General features: G+C 71.5%; 14 protein-coding genes and 2 pseudogenes. 9 read left to right on the top strand and 7 right to left on the bottom strand.

The features are described from left to right. Positions 1 to 111 precede the first annotated feature (111 nt). On the bottom strand, positions 112 to 720 hold the full coding sequence (locus ACFY1J_RS01865) for a histidine phosphatase family protein (RefSeq protein WP_390706629.1): 609 nt from the start codon (positions 718 to 720) through the stop codon (positions 112 to 114). Beyond that, entirely contained in the window at positions 717 to 2,162 is a 1,446-nt protein-coding gene (locus tag ACFY1J_RS01860) for an FGGY-family carbohydrate kinase (protein WP_390730404.1), read from the bottom strand. The genes ACFY1J_RS01865 and ACFY1J_RS01860 overlap by 4 nt, the downstream gene beginning before the upstream one ends. A 178-nt stretch (positions 2,163 to 2,340) precedes the next feature. Here ACFY1J_RS01860 and ACFY1J_RS01855 point away from each other — a divergent pair, with 178 nt between their 5' ends. The 3 genes from ACFY1J_RS01855 (at position 2,341) to ACFY1J_RS01845 (ending at position 5,733) form a co-directional block, all read left to right on the top strand. Beyond that, on the top strand, positions 2,341 to 3,171 hold the full coding sequence (locus ACFY1J_RS01855) for a DeoR/GlpR family DNA-binding transcription regulator (RefSeq protein ID WP_390706631.1): 831 nt from the start codon (positions 2,341 to 2,343) through the stop codon (positions 3,169 to 3,171). 81 nt (positions 3,172 to 3,252) lie between these two features. Further along, positions 3,253 to 4,281 carry a 2-hydroxyacid dehydrogenase gene (locus tag ACFY1J_RS01850; protein WP_390730403.1) on the top strand — a complete coding sequence of 343 codons (1,029 nt, stop codon included), beginning with the start codon at positions 3,253 to 3,255 and terminating at the stop codon, positions 4,279 to 4,281. Positions 4,282 to 4,308: 27 nt separating this feature from the next. Beyond that, complete coding sequence (locus ACFY1J_RS01845; protein ID WP_390730402.1) at positions 4,309 to 5,733, top strand: FGGY family carbohydrate kinase; 1,425 nt, start codon at positions 4,309 to 4,311, stop codon at positions 5,731 to 5,733. A 178-nt stretch (positions 5,734 to 5,911) separates the two neighbouring features. Here ACFY1J_RS01845 and ACFY1J_RS01840 read toward each other — a convergent pair whose 3' ends face one another. After that, positions 5,912 to 6,574, bottom strand: coding sequence for a disulfide bond formation protein DsbA (locus tag ACFY1J_RS01840; protein WP_390706634.1), 663 nt, complete (start codon positions 6,572 to 6,574; stop codon positions 5,912 to 5,914). A 167-nt stretch (positions 6,575 to 6,741) separates the two neighbouring features. On the opposite strand from ACFY1J_RS01840, the gene pepN reads away from it, so the two are divergent. The 4 genes and pseudogenes from pepN to ACFY1J_RS01820 all read left to right on the top strand — a co-directional run. Then, a complete protein-coding gene (gene pepN, locus ACFY1J_RS01835) occupies positions 6,742 to 9,336 on the top strand; it encodes an aminopeptidase N (RefSeq protein WP_390730401.1) in 2,595 nt (864 codons plus the stop codon). A gap of 178 nt (positions 9,337 to 9,514) precedes the next feature. Next, entirely contained in the window at positions 9,515 to 10,561 is a 1,047-nt protein-coding gene (locus ACFY1J_RS01830; protein WP_390706636.1) for a hypothetical protein, read from the top strand. A 110-nt stretch (positions 10,562 to 10,671) separates the two neighbouring features. Next, positions 10,672 to 11,088 (top strand): annotated as a pseudogene (locus tag ACFY1J_RS01825) (GNAT family N-acetyltransferase); the annotation flags it as partial. A gap of 19 nt (positions 11,089 to 11,107) precedes the next feature. Beyond that, a pseudogene (locus tag ACFY1J_RS01820) lies at positions 11,108 to 11,263 on the top strand (hypothetical protein); the annotation flags it as partial. On the opposite strand, the gene ACFY1J_RS01815 reads toward ACFY1J_RS01820, so the two are convergent. From ACFY1J_RS01815 to ACFY1J_RS01800, 4 genes are all read right to left on the bottom strand, one after another. Next, entirely contained in the window at positions 11,207 to 12,475 is a 1,269-nt protein-coding gene (locus tag ACFY1J_RS01815) for a glycosyltransferase (protein WP_390730558.1), read from the bottom strand. The pseudogene ACFY1J_RS01820 and the gene ACFY1J_RS01815 overlap by 57 nt on opposite strands. A gap of 519 nt (positions 12,476 to 12,994) precedes the next feature. Then, positions 12,995 to 14,140: a serine hydrolase domain-containing protein gene (locus tag ACFY1J_RS01810; protein ID WP_390730400.1), complete on the bottom strand. Its 1,146-nt coding sequence runs from the start codon at positions 14,138 to 14,140 to the stop codon at positions 12,995 to 12,997. Between the two features lie 93 nt (positions 14,141 to 14,233). Continuing rightward, entirely contained in the window at positions 14,234 to 15,982 is a 1,749-nt protein-coding gene (locus ACFY1J_RS01805; RefSeq protein ID WP_390730399.1) for a TIGR03767 family metallophosphoesterase, read from the bottom strand. A gap of 274 nt (positions 15,983 to 16,256) precedes the next feature. Then, positions 16,257 to 16,712, bottom strand: a complete 456-nt coding sequence (locus tag ACFY1J_RS01800; RefSeq protein ID WP_390730398.1) for an NUDIX hydrolase — start codon at positions 16,710 to 16,712, stop codon at positions 16,257 to 16,259. 383 nt (positions 16,713 to 17,095) lie between these two features. Here ACFY1J_RS01800 and ACFY1J_RS01795 point away from each other — a divergent pair, with 383 nt between their 5' ends. Together ACFY1J_RS01795 and ACFY1J_RS01790 are read left to right on the top strand one after the other, a co-directional pair. Next, on the top strand, positions 17,096 to 17,641 hold the full coding sequence (locus tag ACFY1J_RS01795) for a CGNR zinc finger domain-containing protein (protein WP_390706641.1): 546 nt from the start codon (positions 17,096 to 17,098) through the stop codon (positions 17,639 to 17,641). A 146-nt stretch (positions 17,642 to 17,787) separates the two neighbouring features. Then, on the top strand, positions 17,788 to 21,096 hold the full coding sequence (locus ACFY1J_RS01790; protein WP_390730397.1) for a S8 family serine peptidase: 3,309 nt from the start codon (positions 17,788 to 17,790) through the stop codon (positions 21,094 to 21,096). The last annotated feature ends 16 nt before the right edge of the window (positions 21,097 to 21,112 follow it).

The following is a 21,112-nucleotide window of genomic DNA, read 5'->3' as shown; positions in this document are numbered from 1 at the left end:
CCCTGCCTCGTGATCGTCTTCTCACCCTTCACGCACGGCAGGCGGACGAAGGGACCGGCCCCGCGAGGACGTGGCTCGCGGGGCCGGTCCTGGTCAGGGGGCCGGTCCTGGTCAGGGGCAGGGGACGTTGAGCGACAGCAGGGCAGTGGACTGCCCGTCGACGCGGATCTCGCTGACCGCCGCGTTGCGCAGCTGCGGGAAGACCCGGCGGTATCCGGCCAGGGGAATGCCCAGCAGCGAGCACAGCACCAGCCGCAGCAGGGTGTTGTGGGCGACGACCAGGACACGCCCGCCGAGGTGGGCGGCGGCGATACGGCGCAGGGCCGCGGTGCCCCGGGCCGCGGCGGAGCGGGGGTCCTCGGCGCCGGGGAAGGGGTGGGTCACCGGATCGGTGCGGAAGGCCTCCGCGGCGTCCGGGTCATCGGCGGCGAACTCGGCCAGGGTACGGCCCTCCAGCACCCCGAAGTCGCACTCCCGCAGGTCCGGTTCGCGCCGCGCGGTGAGTCCCAGGGCACGGCAGGCGGGCTCGGCGGTGACGATCGCCCGGGAGACGGTCGAGGTCCAGATCGCGTCGACCGGGTGCGCGGCCGCCCACCGGCCCAGCCGCTCGGCCTGTTCCCGCCCGGTGTCGGTGAGGGCGACGTCGCTCACCCCGGCGTAGCGGTTCTCGGCGTGCCAGACGGTCTGGCCGTGGCGGGCAAGGAGGAGGGTGGCGCTCATGACTGTGCAGTATCCGCTTCGATGCGGCTCCGCGCATGCGCCGCGACCGGTGCGGGCAGCCAGCCCCTCGACTCCAGTGCGTCCAGGAAGCGGGCGTAGGGCTCGGTGAAGCGGGCCGTGCGGTCGGGGCGGGGTTCGACGACGGTACGGATGCGGACCATGCGGTCCGTGGCGTCCGCGAGGGTGCGGGCCGCGCCCGTGCCGTGGGCGGCCAACGCGGCCATGCCCAGGGCCGGTTCGGTCTGTTCGGGCACGCGGGCCGGGCGGGCCAGGACGTCGGCGCGCAACTGGTTCCAGTAGGCGCTGCGGGCGGCTCCGCCGGTGAAGGCGAGGGGGCCGTCGAGCGGGGCGCCGAGGTGGTGCAAATAGTCCAGGCAGAGGCGTTCGGTCAGGGCCACACCCTGGAGGAGGGCGGCCCAGTGGTCGGCGTCCGACACGGGTTCGCCCAGCAGGAGCGCGGTGGCGTCGGGGGCCCGGAAGGGGAAGCGTTCGCCCCGCGACACCAGGGGGTACGCGAGCGCGCCCGACGGCTCGAAGGCGGCGGCCGCGGCATCCAGCGCGGCCGGGTCGGCGTCCGGGAAGCGGGCGGTCAGGGCGCCGGCGCCGACGCTGGACGCGCCCCCCGGCAGCCAGCTCCCGTCCGGTGCACGGTGGTTGTAGACCACGCCCGCCTCGTCGCGGACGGGCACCGAGGAGGCGCCCTTCAGGACGAGCGTCGTGCCGAGCACCGAGTTCCAGGCACCCTCGCTCAGCGCGCCCGACGCGATCTGTGCCGCGCAGCCGTCGGTCATACCGGCGATGACGGGCGTGCCGGCCGGGATGCCGGTGGCCTCGGCGGCGGAGGGACAGACCTCGCCGAGACGGGTGCCGGGCCGGACGACCTCGGGGAGCGCGTCCGCCGGCACACCGGTGCCGTCCGGCCAGACGTCGCGCTCGACGTCGTACGCCGTCTTGAGCGCATGGCTGGAATCGGTGGGGACCGTATGCCCGACCAGCCGTGCGTTGATCACGTCCGGCTGATGGGTGACCCGCCCGAAGCCCTGGGCGGCGAGCAGCCACAGCGCCTTCGGCAGCGCCCAGGTGTCCTGCACCGCGAGCCCCGCCTCCCGCAGCCGCGCCGCCTCCGCCCCGGCCCGCCCGTCGTCGTACATCAGCCCGGCGCCGAGCGGCCGTCCCTTCGCATCCGTCAGCAGTACGGTCCCCGAGGTCCCGCACACCGCGACCCCGCCCACCCGGTGCCCGCCCCGCAACGCGCCCCGGGCGGCGAGGCACACCCCGGCCCACCACTCCCCGGGATCCTGCTCGTGCCGCACCCCCTCACGCCGCCCGCGCAGCACGGCCGAGCCGCTGCCCAGGACCCTGCCGTCGGTGGTGACGAGCAGCGCGCGGACGCCCTGTGTCCCCAGGTCGATCCCCAGCCATGCCGCGCCCTCGGACCCCATCCGGACCTCCCACATATCGCGATGCGAGCTGTGAACTTCCCACTCTGCACCGATATTTCGTCCTGAACGAGGGATTGACACCCCTCCGCGGCCGTTACACGCTCTGTCAGCGAGTCGACTCGATGTGTTAACCCGGCGGGCCCACGGGCCCTGGACGACGGATCGGGAAGAGCGCGCGATGAGCAGCAGCAGTGCACAGCGTCAGGGGCGCGCGGCCCGGCAGGCCGCCATGGCCGAACTCGTACTGGCCGACGGCTCGGCGACCGCGGCCGAGCTCGCCGGGCGTTTCGGGGTGAGCCTGATGACCGTCCACCGCGATCTCGACGAACTCGAACGGCAGGGGATCGTACGGAAGTTCCGGGGCGGGGTGACCGCCCAGCCGTCCGGGGTGTTCGAGTCGAACGTGCAGTACCGGCTGAAGACGATGCGGGCGCAGAAGGCCGCCGTCGCCGAGCACGCGCTGCGGTCGATAGAGCCCGGCATGGCGATCCTCCTCGACGACTCCACCTCCGCCCTGGAGCTGGCGCGCAGGCTCCGGCTCGGCGAGATCACCCCGCTCACGGTCGTCACCAACTTCCTGGAGGCGATCAACCTGCTCTCCGATCAGCGGGGCATCCAGCTGATGGCCCTGGGCGGCGACTACGACCCACTGCACTCCTCCTTCCTCGGGGTGTCCTGCGTGGAGGCGGTGCAGCAACTGCGGGTGGACGTGTGCTTCGCCTCGACGTCGGCCGTGCACGGCGGCTACGCCTACCACCAGGAGCAGCACATCGTCTCGGTGAAGCGGGCGATGCTCGACTCGGCCGCCCGCAACGTCCTGCTGGTCGATCACACCAAGCTGGGCCGGGTCGCCCTGCACCGGGTGGCTCCCCTCTCCCGCTTCGACCTGCTCCTGGTCGACGACGAGGCATCACCGGAGGCGCTGCGTGACCTGGACGAGCACAAGGTGCGTTACGAGGTGTGCGAGACGAACCCGAAGGAGGGCGATGACGGCGCCGGAGTTACGTGAACTGTGCAAGACCTGCCGGGCGGAGAACCTGGCGGCCGGGCCCGCGCTTGTCCTCGACGCCGAGACGGGAGACTTCCTGCGATGACCTTCGGGACCAGCGTGCGTGTCGTGGCCGCCGGCGACCACTTCGTCCTGCCCTCGCTGATCAGGGAGGCGGTTCTTCGCGAACACCCTTGTGAGGTACGGGAACTGACCCTCGGCTGGCCGCTCGAACCCTTCGGCCCGGTGGCCGAGGTGACGGAGGCGAGCGACGCCGAGGACGAGCTGATCGACGCGCTCATGGGCGCTCGGGTGCTGGTCACCCAGATGGGCCCGGTGACGGAGCGCGTCCTGGGCGCCTGCCCGGAGCTGCGGCTGGTCGTCGTGTGCCGGGGCGGCCCGGTCAACGTCAACCTGGACGCGGCGAAGCGGCACGACGTACGGGTGTGCTTCGCGCCCGGCCGCAATGCCGCCGCCACCGCCGAGTTCACCGTCGGCCTGCTGCTGGCGGCCCTGCGCCGCATCCCGCAGGCGCACGGGCTCCTCGCCCAGAAGGGCAGCTGGGCCGGGGCCGCCTACTACACCTATGAGCACAGCGGCCTGGAGCTGGAGGACCTGCCGGTCGGCCTGGTCGGGTACGGCGCGGTGGGCAGTCGCGTCGCCCGGGCGCTGTGCGCGTTCGGGGCGCGGGTGATGGTGTACGACCCGTATGTGCGCGGTGAGATCCACGGCCTGCGCGTCGCCTCCCTCGACGAACTCCTGCGCCGTTCCCGGGTGCTCACCCTGCACGCCCGCCTCACGCCCGAGACACGCGGTCTGATCGGCGCCCGCGAACTGGCGCTGTTGCCGCCGGGCGCGGTGCTGGTGAACGCGGCCCGCGGTCCGCTGCTGGACGAGGACGCGCTGTGCGACGCGCTGGAGGCGGGCCGGCTGTCGGCGGCGGCCCTGGACACCTACGCCCATGAGCCGCTGCCGTCCGGCTCACGGCTGATCGCTCTCGCCGAACGGGTGGTCCTCACCCCGCACCTGGGCGGGGCCAGCCGCGCGGTGGCGGAGAAGGCCGCGCGGATCGCGGCCGCGGAGGTGGGGCGCTGGGTGCGCGGCGAGCCGTTGGCGCACTGTCTGACCTGAGCACCTCGCAGCTGAGGAGATTGACGCATGTACGTGGGAATCGATGTGGGCACGTCCATGGTGAAGGCCGCCGCGTTCGACGGCTCCGGACGTGAACTGGCCGTCGAGGCACGGCCGGTGGGGCTCGATCTGCACGAGGGCTCGGTCGAGCAGGACATGGAGGAGGTGTACGCGGCGGTCGTCGCCGTGCTGGACGGTCTGACGGCGCGGGTGCCGGAGCCGGTGGAGCTGGCGGGGCTCACCGGGCAGGGCGACGGGGTGTGGCTGGTCGACGGCGAGGGGCGCCCGGTGCGGGCGGCGGCGTCCTGGATGGACGGCCGGGCGCACGAACTGCTGGACCAGTGGCTGGCGGACGGCACGTTCGAGACGGTGTTCCGGCGGACCGGCAGTGCCATGTTCCCGGGCTGCCCCGGCCCGCTGCTGGCCTGGTTCGACCGCTACGAGCCGAAGTCCCTGGACGCGGCGGCCGCGGCCGTCTACTGCAAGGACATGGTCTTCCAGCGGCTGACGGGAGGGGCACGGGCCACGACGGATGTGTCGGACGCCTCGATGCCGTTCCTGGACCCGCGCACCCGGTCGTACGACAACCGGGTCGTCGAGCTCCTGGGCCTGCCCCACCGCCGGGGCCTGCTGCCCGCGATCAGCGATCCGGTGGCGACGGCCAAGGCACGCGGCACGGGCCTGCCCGCCGGCACCCGGCTGGCGAACGGCCCGTACGATCTGCCCGCCTGCGCGCTGGGTGCCGCAGTCACCGCTCCCGGCGACGGCCTGCTGATCGTCGGCACCTGTCTGGCCGCCCTGGTGGCCACCACCGAGCTGGATCTGTCCGGTGAGCCGGCCGGTCTGTACATCTCCACCGACCGCCCCGGGCACTGGCTGCGTGCCATGCCCGCGATGGTCGGCACGGCGGCGCTGGACTGGATGCTGTCCACGACGCGCGTCCGGCACGACGAGGTCGACGCCCTGCTGGCCGACACCCCGCCCGGCGCCCACGGCGTCCGCGTGCTCCCGTACTTCGCGCCGTCCGGCGAGCGCGCCCCCTTCGTCGACCCCGCTCTGCGCGCCGAACTCACCGGGGTCTCCCTGGAGTCGACGCCCGCCGATCTGATCCGCGCGACCTGCGAGGGCATCGGCTACGCGGCCCGGCACTGTCTGGAGGCGGCGGGTCTGACGGGCACGCTCGCGGTGTGCGGCGGGGGCACCCGCAGTCCCGCCTGGATGCGGCTGCTCGCGGATGTGCTGGGCCGCCCGCTGCGGGTGGTGGAGGGCGAGGTGGGCGCCCGGGGCGCGGTCCTCGCGGCGGCTCAGCGGTACGGGATCACCCTCGACACCGCCGCCTGGACCGGCCCGACGGCGGTCGTCGCACCGGACCCGGGGCGGACCGCCTACTACGCGAAGGGATACGAGGAGCACCTGGCACGGCTGGCCCGGGTGCGGGGAGCACGGAAGTAGGGAGCGCACATGGAGTTCAAGCGGTGCCCGACGAGGAGAAGGAGTACGTGCGCAAGGAGAAGCCGGACTTCGCGCCGGAGGCGTACATCCGCTGCACCCGGGAGGGGTGCCGTCGTTACCAGCGCAAGCTGAAGTGGAACGACGGCGGATACTTCCCCCTCCCGAGCCGGCCTGAGGATCAGAGGTTGCTGAAGTCGGGGCCCTTGGTGCGGGTCCGCTTGATCTCGTAGAAGCCGGGGACGGAGGCGACCGCGAGGGTGCCGTCCCAGAGGCGGGCCGCCTCCTCGCCCTTGGGGGCGGGCGTGACGACCGGGCCGAAGAAGGCGATCTCCTCCCCGGCGGGGCCGGGAACGGAGATGACCGGGGTGCCGACCTCCTGGCCGACCTTGTCGATGCCCTCCTTGTGGGAGGCGCGCAGCTCGGCGTCGAACTCGAAGTCCTCCTGCTCGGCGTAGTCGATCAGGTCGGCGGGCAGACCGACGTCCGCGAGCGCGCCGGCGATGGCCTCGATCGTCGCGCCCTCACCCTTGTTGTGGATACGGGTGCCGAGCGCGGTGTAGAGGGGGCCGAGAATGTCGGCGCCGTGCTTCTGCCAGGCCGCGGTCACCACGCGCACCGGCTTCCAGGCCTGTACGGCGAGCATCTCGCGGTACGACTCGGGCAGCTCGTCCAGCCTGTTCTCGTTGAGTACGCCCAGGCTCATGATGTGCCAGCGGACCTCGATGTCCCGGACCTTCTCCACTTCCAGCACCCAGCGGGAGGTCATCCACGCCCACGGGCAGAGCGGGTCGAACCAGAAGTCGACGGGGGTCTTACCGGCGGTCGTCACGGTTGCGGACATGCTTCTCCTCGGAATGCGGACTCTTGAACAGGCAACATTCGCCTTCCGCGCCCCATTCCCTGGTGCCCCGGGTCAGGGGCGCATGGCAGGATCGGTCCTGTCCCGCCTGCCCGAGACCCGCCCGAGACTTGTCCGAAAAGTCCAAATCCCCAGAGGGAGTGCCGCCTGTGCCCGGTGAGAACCTGTCCCGCGACGAGGCCCGGGAGCGGGCCGCCCTGCTGTCGGTCGAGGGGTACGAGGTGTCCCTCGACCTGCGCTCCGCCGTCGGCGAAGGGGACGGCGACCCGCGCACGTTCCGCTCGGTCACCACGATCCGCTTCCGCTGCAACGAGCCTGGCGCGTCGAGCTTCGCGGACCTGATCGCGCCGAGCGTGACCGCCGTCTCGCTGAACGGCAAGGACCTCGACCCGAGCGAGGTCTTCGACGGCTCCCGGGTCGCCCTGGAGGACCTGGCCGCCGAGAACGAGCTGATCGTCGACGCCCGCTGCGCCTACTCCCGCACCGGCGAGGGCATGCACCGCTTCGTCGACCCCGAGGACGGCGAGGTCTACCTCTACACCCAGTACGAGCCGGCCGACGCCCGCCGTGTCTTCGCGAACTTCGAGCAGCCGGATCTCAAGGCCCCGTTCCACTTCGAGGTGCGGGCGCCTCAGGGCTGGAGGGTGTGGTCCAACGGCGCGGGCGAACTCGCCGACGGGGTCTGGCGGTTCGCAAAGACGAAGCCGATCTCGACGTACATCACCTGCGTGGTGGCGGGCCCGTACCACTATGTGACCGACTCCTACGAGCGGGTCTTCGAGGACGGCACACGTCTGGAGATCCCCCTCGGCGCCATGTGCCGCAAGGGCCTCGCGCCCTACTTCGAGGCCGACGACGTCTTCCTGATCACCAAGCAGGGCCTGGACTTCTTCCACGACCACTTCGACTACCCGTACCCGTTCGGGAAGTACGACCAGGCCTTCGTGCCCGAGTACAACCTGGGCGCGATGGAGAACCCGGGTCTGGTGACCTTCCGCGAGGAGTACATCTTCCGCGGGAAGGTGACCCAGGCCTCGTACGAGGCGCGGGCCAACGTCATCCTGCACGAGATGGCGCACATGTGGTTCGGCGACCTGGTCACCATGGAGTGGTGGGACGACCTGTGGCTCAAGGAGTCCTTCGCGGACTTCATGGGCACCTTCGCGAACGTCGGCGCGACCCGGTTCACCAACGCCTGGGTCACCTTCGCGAACCGCCGCAAGGCCTGGGCGTACCGCGCGGACCAGCTGCCCTCCACGCACCCGATCACGGCGGACATCCGCGACCTGCAGGACGCCAAGCTGAACTTCGACGGCATCACCTACGCCAAGGGCGCGAGTGTGCTGAAGCAGCTGGTGGCGTACGTCGGCCAGGACGCGTTCCTGGAGGGCGCGCGGCGCTACTTCAAGCGGAACGCGTACGGCAACACGCGCCTGGGCGACCTGCTGTCGGCGCTGGAGGAGACGAGCGGCCGGGACATGGCGGCCTGGGCCCGCTCCTGGCTCCAGACGGCCGGGGTCAACTCGCTGACCCCGCAGGTGCTGCTGGACACGGAGGGCCGAGTGACCGAGCTGGCGGTGCTCCAGGAGGCACCGGAGTCGCATCCCGAGCTGCGTCCGCACCGGGTCGCGGTGGGCCTGTACCGCCGTACGCCCGAGGGGGCGCTGGAGCGGTATGCGCGCGTCGAGGCGGACGTCGAGGGTGCGCGCACGGTCGTGCCGGGCCTTGCGGGCGCCGAGGCACCGGAACTGGTCCTGGTCAACGACGACGACCTGACGTACTGCAAGATCCGGCTGGACGAGACCTCGCTCTCGGCCCTGCGCGACCACCTGGGAGCGGTGACCGATCCGCTGGCCCGGGCGCTGTGCTGGTCGGCGCTGTGGAACATGACGCGGGACGCGCTGCTGCCGGCCCGGGAGTTCGTGGACCTGGTGCTCCGGCACGCGGCCCGCGAGTCGGACATCGGCGTCCTGCAGATGCTGCACGCCTGGGCGAACTCGGCGCTGGTGCACTACGCGGCGCCCGAGTGGCGGGCCACGGGCGAGCGCCTGCTGGCGGACGGGGCGCTCGCGGAGCTGCGGGAGGCCGAGCCGGGCAGTGAGCATCAGCTGGCGTGGGCGCGGTTCTTCGCGACGGTGGCGTCGGGCGAGGCCGATCTCCAGCTGCTCCGGGGCCTGCTGGAGGGCACCGACAAGATCGACGGGCTGGAGGTGGACCAGGAGCTGCGCTGGTCGTTCCTGGAGCCGCTCGCGGCCCATGGGGTCGCGGACGAGTCGGTCCTGGCGGCCGAGTTGGCCCGGGACGACACCGCCTCCGGCAAGCGTCACCAGGTCCGCTGCCTCGCCGCCCGCCCCTCGGCCGCGGTGAAGGCGCAGGCGTGGGCGCAGGTGGTGGAGTCGGACGCGCTGTCCAACGCGCTGGTCGAGGCGACGATCGCGGGCTTCGTGCAGCCGTCGCAACGGGAGCTGACGGCGCCGTACACACAGAAGTACTTCGCCGCGATCGAGCGGGTGTGGACGGAGCGGTCGATCCAGATCGGCATGGATGTGGTCCGGGGCCTGTTCCCGTCCTTCCAGGACTCGCCGGAGACGCTGGACACGACGGACGCGTGGCTGGAGTCCCACCAGGACGCGGCTCCGGCGCTGCGCCGGCTGGTGGTCGAGGCGAGGGACGACCTCGCTCGGGCGCTGCATGGACAGGCGTGCGACGCGGCGACCTCTGGCCAAAGCCCGGCCCGTCCGTGACCGTTACGGAATTCAGGCAATAACAGCCGTAACCCCTGGTCCACACCCGAACGGACCAGGGGTTTTCCGTGCCTATTCGGCACCCGAACACGCGTCCTTTAGTACCACCTTGTCCGTATTCATCAACGGGCGTGTAACAGCGGTTAAGGGGCGGACGGGGCGCGGGAATCTCGACGGCATGACGCACAACACCCCGCTCTCCCCCCGCCCCGTACGCCGCCTCTCCGAGGTGGGCCGCCGGGTGATGTCGACGGCCCGTCTGCGCGCCCACGGCATCTCGACGGCCGAACTCAACGAGCAGTGCCGCCCCGGCGGCCCCTGGCGGCAGGTCCTCCCCGGCATCGTCCTGCTCCACCCCGGTCCGCCCACGAGCGAGGAGCGTCTGCACGCGGCGCTGCTGTACGCGGCGCGCGAGTCGGCGGCGGGGATGCCGGGGGTGCCGTCCCAGCCGAGCGCGGACGAACCGCACCGCCCGGTGTACAAGGAGGCGATGATCACGGGCCTGGCGGCCCTGGCCCTCTACGGCTTCGCCTCCGCTCCCCCGCTCACCTCGCTGGACCGCATCGACGTACTGGTCCCGCGGCTGCGCCGGCTGCGCACGACGGGCTACGTCCGCATCCTGCGCACCCCGGCCCTGCCCACCCCCCGCCAGGTCACCGGGCTCCCGGTCGCCCCGGTGGCGCGCGCCCTGGCCGACGCGGTGGCGGAACTGACCGAGGGAGGCGCCGTACGCCGGCTGCTGACCGAGGCGGTACGCGCCGGTCACTGCGAACCGGCAGCGGTCGTACGGGAGTTGACCCAGGCGAAGCTGCTGAGCCGGCCGCACGTGGTGGACGCGGTGGACTCGCTCGTGGCCGAGGGCAGGGCGATGGCGGAGGAGCGCCTGTACCGGATGGTGCGCGAGCACGGCCTGCCCGACCCGGTCTGGAACGTGGACCTGAGGCTCCCGGGCGGCCCCCACCTCGGCGGCCTGGACGCCTACTGGCCGGAGCAGGCGGTCGCGGTGGAACTGGACACCCGGGCCCCGCGCCAGGACGACGACGCCCTGTGGTCGGAGTACGCCCGCAAGCGCGAGCACCTGGAGCGCCTGGGCATCACGGTCGTCCACATCACCCCCAGGAAGCTCAGGCACTCCCTGGAACAGCAGGCGGCGGTGGTGCGCACGGCCCTGATGGCCTCGACCGACCGCGAGCCGGCCGCGTATGTCCTGGTACTGCCCCGATAGGGACGGACCAGGGGCAACAGGAGGGGAGAGGAGGGGCCACGGGCAACTGCCGGGGCCCCTCCTCGTCGTACGCGGAACCGGTGGCGGCCCCTGCCCGTAGTCTGAGTGTGATGACCGACGAACCCGTGACACTGCGCCCCGTCCGCGAGGACGACCTGCCGATGCTGGAGCGGTTCCTGACGGACCCCGAGGCCACCGGCCCCTTCCAGTGGTACGGCTGGGCGGACCCGGGGCGCTTCAGGCGCCGCTGGGACGAGAACGGCCTGCTGGGGGACGACGGCGGCCAGTTGATGGTGGCGACCGACAGCGACCGGCTCGGATTCGTGGCCTGGCGGAAGGTCGTCACCGGGCCCGCCTCGTACTGCTGGAACATGGGGATCCAGCTGGCGCCGCACGCCTGCGGCCGCGGAGTCGGCACCCGGGCCCAACGGCTCCTGGTCCGCTATCTGTTCGCGCACACTCCCGTGGTCAGGATCGAGGCGGACACCGAGGCGGAGAACATCGCGGAGCAGCGCGCGCTGGAGAAGGCCGGCTTCACCCGGGAGGGTGTGCTCCGCAGCATCGTCTTCCGCGACGGACAGTGGCGCGACGGCGTCTCCTACAGCGTGCTGCGCGACGACGTCGGCCTCGCCTGAACCGTCCCCTCTAAACCCCGACATCGCCATCCGCGACTCCAAGAAGCCCAACGGCCCCGCCCTCCGGCTCCCCGGCAAGGTGTGGCAGGCAGTCCTCACGCACGTCACCGACATATGAGGCGTGAACGCGGTCGAGCAGCGCAGCGTACGCCGCGATCATCCGCGTACGGCTGAACCGCTCACGGCTGCGGGCCAGGATCGGCGCGAAGGCGGCACGCCCGGCGATCGCGCCGGTCCAGGCCAGAGCGATGGCGCCCGGGTCCGGAGGCGTGACGAAGCCGTGCCCGGCGACTATGGACGCGCTGTCGCCGACATCCGTCGTGACCGGCACCGCGCCGCACATCATGCCCTCGATGAGGCAGAGCGGGGCCGCCTCCCCGGAGATCGAGGTGAGGGCGACGACATCGGCGCCGGCGTAGACGGCCTCCATGTCGCGCCGTACCCCGAGCAGGTGCACGCGCTCGCGGAACGCCTGCTCGTCGGGCCCGAAGGCGACGGCGATGTCCGCCCACAGGGCGGGGTTGTCCTCGGTCATCCCTGCGCCGCACATCACCACGTGTCCGCCGCCCTCGCGGGCCAGCCACTCGCGCGCGGCGCGCAGGAAGAGGGGGACGTTCTTCATGGCGGCGTACCGGGCGGCGAAGACGACCACGGGTGAGGAGGCCGGGATCCCGAGTGAGGCGCGGAACGCGACCCGCACCGCGGGATCGGGCCGGAACCGCAGCAGATCGACCCCATTCGGAATCACGTGCAGCAGGTCGGCCGGAATCCCGGCGGCCTGGTAGGCGTCCCGGGTGGACTCGGCGCAGCACACGCAGGCGACGACCGTGCCGTCGGCGATGGCGGCCTTGAGCTCGTCCAGGGCCGGGCCCTGGTTCTCGGGGTCGGACCGGTGCAGAGAGACGACCACTGGCCGCCGCGGCAGCCCGGCCTGGTTCAGCAGGGCGAGCGGCTGCTCCTTGAGGGAGAGGATGACGTCGGCCCCGGCCATGGCACGGGCTGTCTCGGCCAGCTCGGGTCCGCTGAAAACGGACGCCGCGACGGAGCCGTCGACCAGCCCCGCGCTGCGCCCCAGGGAGGTGACGTCGACGCCACCCGCCGTGAGCGAGCGGTAACAGGTGTCGTCCTCCATCCGCTGCCGGGTGGCCTCGCGGTGCACCTCGCCATGGATGCTCAGCACCCGATGACGTTGCTGGCCGCCCTCGGCCAGCCCCAGCACCACATCACTGTGAACGATCCGGGCTCCGCCGGAGAAGAATCCCTCGTAGACCGAGAGCACACGCAGTCCGTGCCTCGCGCGCACACGACCACCCGCCTTGCACAAAATCGAGCCATCCCCGTCAACAGCGGGTTAGCCGATATAAGGCGGCACGGACATTTCGCACAGATGAACACAAGGTCTCACGTCGAAGTCCGATCGGGTGACCTTGAGTGACTGATTCCGGGGCTCGACGGCGGAGACCGGGACGCCCCCCAGCGGAGCCGCGCCGCCTCGAACGCGGCCGCGTCACCGTGCCGCTCCTTGTGCACCCAGAGCCGCTCCCCGGCCGGCTCCGTCTTCGCCCACGTACCGGAAAGCGGCCCGATCCTCGTCCCCTGAGGCAGCCGTGCGATCACCCGCGTGGGCTTCACACCCCCGAACCGCCCGTACCCGATACCCGCACCAGCCGCCTGAGTGACGGCCCGCATCCCGATCGGCCCGGCCATGAAGAATCCGACCTGCGGTTGATCATCACGCGGGCACCCCTGAGCACCGACTGAAGTTCATCGATCGTGACGCGGCCTCGCCGGGCGCGGATCACCTGCCGCAGAACTCGCCCTCCACCACCGCGTCGCTGTCCCCCGTCCAGTCGCCGTTGAAGTTGAACGCCAGCGCGTGGCGGCCGTCGGCCGTGGTTGTCGCGGAGGATGTGGAGCCGTGGATTCCGCCGTCGTGGCCCCAGACGTGGACTCCGCAGGAGAGGGTGCGGTCCATGAGGCCGAGGCCGTAGCCGGTGTTCGGGGCGCCCTCGATCTTCACCGTGGTCTTCATCTCCTTCAGCTGCTCCGGCGGGAGGAGGTCGCCGCGCAGGAGGGCACGGTAGAAGCGGTCGAGGTCGGCGGAGTCAGAGATCATCTCGCCCGCGGACGACGCCAGGGAGGGGTTCAGCTTCGTGACGTCGTACGTCGGGCCCGTGGCCGTCTGCGCGAGCTTGGAGTAGGCGCGGCTGCTGGGGTAGGGGACCGTGGCCCGGGTGCCGGGCAGGGAGGTCGCCCTCAGGTGCAGCGGGCCGATGATGCGGTGGGTGATCTCCTGGGCGTACGAGTGGCCCGTGACGCTCTTGATCACCATTCCGGCGAGTATGTAGTTGGTGTTGGAGTAGTTCCAGGACGTGCCCGGCGCGAAGTCCGGCTTGTGCTTCATCGCGACCGCGACGAGCTGGGCCGGGGTCAGCGTGTCGTAGCGGTGCTGGAGGAAGCCTTCCGCCAGGAAGTACGTGCGGCCGAAGTCTTCGTCCGCCGTGTAGTTGTAGATGCCGCTGGTGTGGTTGAGGAGTTGGCGGATCGTGATCCCGCGGCCGTCGTGGCCGTGGCCGTGCACCACGCCCGGCAGCCACTTCTCCACCGTGTCGTCCAGGGACAGCCGTCCCTCCGCCTCCAGTTGGAGGAGGACCGTCGCCACGAACGTCTTGGTGATGCTGCCGACGCGGTAGCGGTCGTCCGCCGAACGCGCGGCGCCCGTGCGGAGGTTGCCGACGCCGGCCGTGGCCGACCAGGTGCCGTGGGCGTCCTTGGCGGTCGCGGTGACGCCGGGCACGCCCGCCTGGACCGCCGCCTCGACGGCCCGGCGGGTGGCGGAGTGCTCGGCGCCGGCTCCGGCCGGGCCCGCGGCCAGGGCCGGTCCCGCCAGCGCGGCCGACAGGACCAGGGTCGTGGCGCCCACCAGTGTCGTACGTACGGACATGTCTTCCCCCAACTTCGCCGTCGAGCTCGGTCGGGGGGAGGGACCCGCAAAGATCGGCGCGGGTTGCCTGCCGGGGAACCGGTTGAGTGACTTTCAGCCCTTCTTCAGCACCAGTTCCGTGTTCCGGTCGTTCGCGTCGCCCGCGAGGGTCTTGCCGGCGCCGGGGGCGTTGAAGGAGAGCTCGCGGTAGAGGGCGGCCAGGCCCGTCTGGCTGAGGTCGGCGAAGTTCGTCCGGTGGGGGGCGGCCGACTCGATGAGCGTGGTGAAGATCGACAGCGTGCCGTCCTTGTTGTCGACCAGCTCGATCACCCGGGCGAGCTGCGGATGGTCGACGTGCGAGGCGGTGGAGATCTCCCAGAAGGAGCGGCCGCCGGACGCGGCGTGCGGGGTGACCACGTTCTTGTGGATGTGGCCGTTCACCCAGGCCAGCACATTGGCGTGGCTGCTGAGGAGGGACACGACCTCGGCACCGTTGTGCCGGCGCTCACCGGGGTGGGCCGGGTCCGGGCGGGTGTTGGTCATCGTCTTGCTGGTGTGGTGGCTGAAGACGACGGCGTACGAGTCCTTGTTGTCCCGCAGCGTCCTGTCCAGCCACTTCAGCTGGGCGGTGCCGATGGAGCCCTCGTAGTGGCCGCCGGCGTCGGTGGTGTCGAGGCTGATGCCGATCACGTCGTCGGCGATGCGGAAGGTGTAGTACTGGGTGCCCGCAGCCAGGTTGGCGGAGGAGTAGCCGTGGCCGACCGGTCCGATGCCCTGGTGGGCCGGGTCCAGATGGGCCTTCAGATAGTCGGCGGAGGTGTACGGGGCACGCTTTTCGTCCGGGGTGACCGAGCGCATGGACCGCGCGTGGGCCTTGAGGAAGTCCCGGTAGCCGACGCCCTTGGGGTCCTTGGCGTTCTTGATGGCGTCCTGGAGCTTCTTGGCCTCGGCGGCGGACACGTTCATCAGCTTCTTGCCGCCGATGGCCGCCTCGGCGAGGTAGGGGTCGCCGTGGGAGCCGTAGCAGCCGAGGGGCAGCGCGTCGTGGTTGCCGACGGTGGAGTACCAGGGCAGGTTGAGACCGGGGCTGCGGACCTCCCGGACGGCGGCCGCCAAGAAGCCCTTGAGGTGCGGGAATCCAAGGGCCTTGTCGCCGTCGCGGAGCGTGGAGTCCGGCTGCCAGTACAGCTTGAGACCGCTGTTCTGCACGCCCTCGTAGTGCCGCGCGTCACCGGAGTCGGGGGTGATCCGACCGCCGCTCATGACCTTCATGAACCACTCCAGTTCGGAGTGGGCGTTGTTGTCGGTGTTGTCGCCGGTGGTCATGACGAAGTGCAGCGGGGAGCCGGTGACCGGGGCGCCCCGCAGCGCGTTGACCCGCTCGACGAGCGAGATGGCGCCCTGCACGGTCAGCGCCTCCTGCGGGCGCCAGGCGTGCGGGTCCGTGGAGCGCAGGAACTCCAGGCGCAGCGGGTGCTGGACGTCCATCAGGTGCAGATCGGTGAACTGCACGAAGGCGGCGAGGGGCGTACGGCGGCCCGCGCGGCCGGACTTGGGGGCGGCGAGCTCGCTGCGCACGACGCGCTTCCAGCCGGCGCCGTCGCCCAGGCGACGGTATCCGGAGCTGGTGCGGGGTGCGGCGACCGTGGCGAGGGTGGTGCCCTTGGTGTAGGGGGCGAGGGGGGCCGCCGGGGCCCTGCGGGAGGAGGCGACCGGCGTCTGGGTCGTGGTGGCGGCCTGGCTGTCGGTGGGGCGCAGGGCGTAGCCGATGCCCGCGGAGACGGACACCGCTCCGGCGGCGGCGAGGACGGTACGGCGGTTGACCCCCAGCGCGGAGGTGGCGACAGAGCGTATGCGCGACATGGCGCGATCTCCCCGAGTACGAACGCGTCGGCTGTGGTCGCGGGCGATCGCTGTCGCGAACATCCCGCTCACTTTGGATCGTTGGCAGCGGGGATGACCTGCGCGTGAACGCGGCGGCAACGGGCAGCGCCGATCACCGTACGTGGATCACGCCGTACGGGGGCGGTCATGGAGTGGATTTCGGGTGGCCCGGGGGCGGTCACTCAGTGTTCATCTCACGGGGTAGGGGACGGACCCCGGACCCACGGCGGGCGAAGCCTCTTCCCACCCCCCGTCAGACGGATTCCACCCGCCCCTGCGCCGGTCGCTCGCGCCACAGCCGCAGGGCGATGTCGACCAGGCGCACCCGGGTGAGTCCGGGCACCGCGGACAGGTCCTGCCAGGCGGCCAGGTCGGTGGAGCCGTCGATCTCGTTGCGGAGTTCACCGCCGACGACCTCGCCCTCGTAGATGATCCGTACGCCGTGGTGGTCCGTGGCGAAGCGCGGCCCCCGGCGCCCGCGCAGGTGGCGGAACGAATCCACGCCGAGAAGACCGGTCACCTCGATGCGATAGCCGGTCTCCTCGGTCACCTCCCGGCGAACGGTGTCGTAGGGATCCTCACCGTGCTCCATGCCACCACCGGGCAGCACCCACTCGGGGGTGCCGTCGGGAGCCGGGGAGCGGGCAAGCAGGATCTGTCCGTCACGAACGCACACGGCGTAGGCCGCCACCCTCAACTTCTCGCGCACGGAGGGACGTTAACGCGCCCGCTCGGGATTGGCAGGCGAGTATCCGGGGGCGGGCCGGAGCCGGCGGCTCAGGCGCATGCTCGGCGGCGGGTGTGCGGGTCGAGCGCGATGGTGCCGACGGGGGCACCCGGCGCGGCGAGGGCCGTCGCGCGCGAGGCGCCGGGGCCGCCCGCCCGCGGCGGAGAACCGCCGGGGCCCGTGCCCCGGGCGAACCCCGGGGTGCCGGTCAGGGGCGAGGCTCCAGACCCTGTTGGTCGCGGAGTCCGCCGCACCCGCGCTCAGCAGCCACGCCCCCGGGCCTGCGGCCGGAGGGCGAGCGCGGGACGAGGGCGCCAACCGGTCACGTACCCTTGAGCGGTTAGTGGAGAAGGAGTGAGTGCCCGATGTCCGTCAGCCCCGACCCCCGTCCGCTCACCGGTGAGCCGCTCTCGCTCGATCTGCTCAACACGCGGTGGAGCCGGGACGGCGTCGCCCAGGACCTGCTCACCGGCACCGAGGGGCTGGCGGTGTGGCTGGTGAGCAATGGGCTGGCGGGCGAGTACGCCGCCGACGCGGAGGTGCTGCGTCACCTTCTTCAGGCGCGGGACGCGCTGCAGGCCGTGGTGGACGGGTCGCCCGAGGAAGGCGCGCCGCTCGTCGACGCGGTCCTCGCGCACGGCCGGATCCGGCCCACGCTCACCGCCGACGGGCCGGGCGAGCGGGCCGAGTTCAGCGATCCCGCCTGGGGGCCTGCCTGGCTCGCCGCCCGCGACTATCTGGAACTGCTCAGCGCCGCCCCCGACCGGATCCGCGGCTGCGCCCATGAGTCGTGCGTCCTGCACTTCTTCGACACGTCGAGGAACGGCACCCGCCGCTGGTGCTCCATGGCCGCGTGCGGCAACCGCGCGAAGGCGTCCCGGCATTACGCCCGCTCCAAGGAAGAAACCTGATCGATTCGGGATTTAAACCCCCACATCCGATAGCGGGTTTTCCCCATACATCAATTTCGATTCGGTCAACACTCCCCAAAGTTCCGTCTCTTGGGTAAAGCTGTGCGCTCGTCCGGCACGGAAGTCTCCACCTACAAGGGATGCCGATGACCCACACCCCCGAGCGCGAACCCATACCCGGCCCGAGACGCCTGGCCCGCATTGCCGTGGCCGTCGGCGTGGTGGCCGCTCTCTCCGCGGCAGGGCCGATACCCATGGCCTTCTCCGCCGACGCACCGCCCGCGGCCGCCGACCCCGGCGTCAAGTCCGCCCACGACAAGCTCGGTTCGGACGACGCCGACCTGCTCGCCGAGGCCAAGGCCGCCGGGGACAAGAACGTCACGATGATGATCGCGACCGCCCCGGGCAGGACCGAGCAGGTCGCCCAGGAGCTGGACGCGGTCAAGGGCGGCTCGGTGGGCCGTACGTACGACAAGCTCGGCTATGTCCGCGCCACCGTCCCGACCGGCAGGGCCGACGCGGCCATCGCCGCCGCCGCGAAGCTGTCCTCGGTGCACGCCATCGACCTGCGCCAGGAGATCCAGCTCGACGACCCGGCACCGAGCGCGGACACCGCCAAGGGCGCGGGGAGCGCGGGGACCGCGGCCGCCTACCCGGCACCGGGCAAGAACACCCCGGCCACGAACCCGTACAACCCGTCCTTCGAGACCGGCGCGGTCGACTTCGTCAAGGAGCACCCGAAGGCGGACGGCCGCGGCATCACCATCGGCATCCTGGACTCCGGCGTCGACCTCGGACACCCGGCGCTGCAGAAGACCACCACCGGCGAGCGGAAGATCGTCGACTGGGTGACGGCGACCGACCCGATCGTCGACAGCGACCAGACCTGGCGTCCGATGGTGACGGCCGTGTCCGGACCGAGCTTCAGCTACGGCGGCAGGACCTGGACGGCGCCCGCGGGGTCGTACCAGATCAGCACGTTCAAGGAGTCGTACACCACCGGCGGAGACGCGGCGGGCGACGCCAACCGGGACGGCGACACCACCGACTCCTGGGGCGTCCTGTACGACGCGGCGGCCGGCACGGTCACCGTCGACCTGAACAACAACTACGACTTCTCCGACGACACGCCGATGAAGCCGTACAAGGACGGCTACCAGATCGGCTACTTCGGCACCGACAACCCGGCCACCGACGTGGTCGAGCGGCAGCCGTTCGTCGTGCAGATCCGCAAGGACGTCCCGATGGACCCGTACGGCGGGTCCTGGGTCGGCAAGAAGGCCGACTTCGTCAACATCGGTGTCATCGAGTCCGAGCACGGCACCCACGTCGCCGGCATCACCTCCGCCAACGGTCTGTTCGGCGGGAAGATGAACGGCGCCGCCCCCGGCGCGAAGATCGTCTCCTCCCGCGCCTGCACCTGGACCGGCGGCTGCACCAACGTCGCGCTCACCGAGGGCATGATCGACCTCGTCGCGGGCCGCGGCGTCGACATCGTCAACATGTCCATCGGCGGTCTCCCGGCGCTCAACGACGGCAACAACGCGCGCGCCGAGCTGTACACGCGCCTCATCGACACCTACGGCGTCCAGCTGGTCATCTCCGCGGGCAACTCCGGCCCCGGCGCCAACACCATCGGCGACCCCGGCCTGGCCGACAAGGTCATCTCGGTCGGCGCGGGCATCTCCAGGGAGACCTGGGCCGCCAACTACGGCTCCGCCGTGGAGAAGAAGTACGCCCTGCTGCCCTTCTCCTCCCGCGGCCCGCGCGAGGACGGCGGCTTCACGCCGACGCTCGTCGCGCCCGGCGCCTCGATCAACTCCACCCAGACCTGGCTGCCGGGCTCCCCGGTCGCCGAGTCGGGCTACTCGCTGCCGGCCGGCTACTCGATGCTCCAGGGCACCTCGATGGCGTCCCCGCAGGCGGCGGGCGCGAGCGCGCTGCTGCTGAGCGCCGCCAAGCAGAAGGGCATCGCCCTCAGCCCGGCCGACCTGCGCACGGCTCTCACCTCGACCGCCCACCACATCCAGGGTGCGCAGGCGTACGAGGAGGGTGCGGGCCGCATCGACATCGTCGACGCCTGGGACGCGATCCGCGACGAGGCGACCGCGCACGACTACACGGTCAAGGCGCCCGTCGACACCGCGATCGACTTCGCCCTGAAGACACCGGGCTTCGGCACCGGCCTGTACGACCGCGAGGGCGGCCTGAAGGCGGGTCAGAAGAAGACGTACGACGTCACCATCACCCGTACCTCCGGCCCGGACCGGGCGCTGTGGCACGAGCTGAACTTCGTGAACAACGCCGGTGACACCTTCCGGATCGTCGGCGACGACATGGTGAAGCTGCCGCTGAACCAGCCGGTGACCGTCAAGGTCCAGGCGGCCCCGCGGTCCGCGGGCATCAAGAGCGCGATCCTGGAGGTCGACGACCCGAGGACCGAGGGCGTCGACAAGCAGATCCTCACCACGGTCGTCGTGTCGACCCCGGTCGGCTACGCCGTCTCCGCGTCGGGTTCGGTGCAGCGCAACAGCACCCGGTCGTACTTCCTGAACGTCCCGGCGGGCGCCAAGTCCCTGGAGGTCGCGATGAGCGGCCTGAAGGACAAGAGCCAGACGCGGTTCATCGCGATCCACCCGTACGGCGTTCCGGTCGACAACACCTCGACGCCGTTCTGCTACAACAACTACCTGGACGGCAACGGCTGCAAGCCCGACGTGCGCTCGTACGCGGACCCACAGGCCGGCGTCTGGGAGATCGAGGTCGAGTCGCGCCGTACGTCGCCGCTGCTCGACAACCCGTACAAGCTGGACGTCACCGTCCTCGGCGCGGCCTTCGACCCGGAGACCGTGACCGTTCCCGAGGCCAAGGTCGGCAGCCCGGCCGCCGTCTCCTGGAAGGTGACCAACAAGTACGCGGCCCTGGACGGCAAGCTCGTCGGCGGCCCGCTCGGCTCCTCGAAGACGGCCCGGCCGTCGATCAAGGAGGGCGAGACCCGGACCACCACGGTGACCGTGCCCGAGGGTGCCAAGTCGCTGGACGTGGCCATCGGCGGTGTCTCCGACACGGCGGCCGACCTCGACCTGACGGTGTACGACGCGAGCGGCAAGAAGGTCGCGCAGTCCGCGGACGGCGACTCCGAGGAGGCGGTCTCCATCGCCTCGCCGGCCGCCGGCACCTACACCGTCGAGGTCGTGGGCTACTCGGTTCCGTCGGGCTCGACCGACTACGACTACAGGGACGTGTTCTTCTCCTCCACGCTCGGTTCCGTCACCGTCGACGGCTCGGCGCCGGTGAAGCTCGGCACGGGTGACTCGGCCACGGTGACCGGTCAGGTCACGGCGGCCGCGGTGGCTCCCGAGGGACGCGAGTTCTTCGGCCGGGTCCAGCTGGTCAACGCGCGCGGCACGGTCGCGGGCGTGGGCAGCGTGAAGATCGGGAAGGTCACTCCGTAACACCGTTTCGGAACAT

It is taken from the genome of Streptomyces sp. NPDC001406 (assembly GCF_042895285.1).
GTDB lineage: Bacteria > Actinomycetota > Actinomycetes > Streptomycetales > Streptomycetaceae > Streptomyces.
This window is presented reverse-complemented; position numbering and strand designations above follow the sequence as displayed.

Bases quoted from the DNA above. Each gene is read 5' to 3' on its own strand.
- ACFY1J_RS01860 (WP_390730404.1), bottom strand. From the start codon at position 2,162: ATGGGGTCCGAGGGCGCGGCATGGCTGGGGATCGACCTGGGGACACAG.
- ACFY1J_RS01795 (WP_390706641.1), top strand. From the start codon at position 17,096: ATGTCCGTCAGCCCCGACCCCCGTCCGCTCACCGGTGAGCCGCTCTCG.
- ACFY1J_RS01865 (WP_390706629.1), bottom strand. From the start codon at position 720: ATGAGCGCCACCCTCCTCCTTGCCCGCCACGGCCAGACCGTCTGGCAC.
- ACFY1J_RS01855 (WP_390706631.1), top strand. From the start codon at position 2,341: ATGAGCAGCAGCAGTGCACAGCGTCAGGGGCGCGCGGCCCGGCAGGCC.
- ACFY1J_RS01830 (WP_390706636.1), top strand. From the start codon at position 9,515: ATGACGCACAACACCCCGCTCTCCCCCCGCCCCGTACGCCGCCTCTCC.
- ACFY1J_RS01845 (WP_390730402.1), top strand. From the start codon at position 4,309: ATGTACGTGGGAATCGATGTGGGCACGTCCATGGTGAAGGCCGCCGCG.
- ACFY1J_RS01850 (WP_390730403.1), top strand. From the start codon at position 3,253: ATGACCTTCGGGACCAGCGTGCGTGTCGTGGCCGCCGGCGACCACTTC.
- ACFY1J_RS01840 (WP_390706634.1), bottom strand. From the start codon at position 6,574: ATGTCCGCAACCGTGACGACCGCCGGTAAGACCCCCGTCGACTTCTGG.
- ACFY1J_RS01810 (WP_390730400.1), bottom strand. From the start codon at position 14,140: ATGTCCGTACGTACGACACTGGTGGGCGCCACGACCCTGGTCCTGTCG.
- ACFY1J_RS01805 (WP_390730399.1), bottom strand. From the start codon at position 15,982: ATGTCGCGCATACGCTCTGTCGCCACCTCCGCGCTGGGGGTCAACCGC.
- ACFY1J_RS01790 (WP_390730397.1), top strand. From the start codon at position 17,788: ATGACCCACACCCCCGAGCGCGAACCCATACCCGGCCCGAGACGCCTG.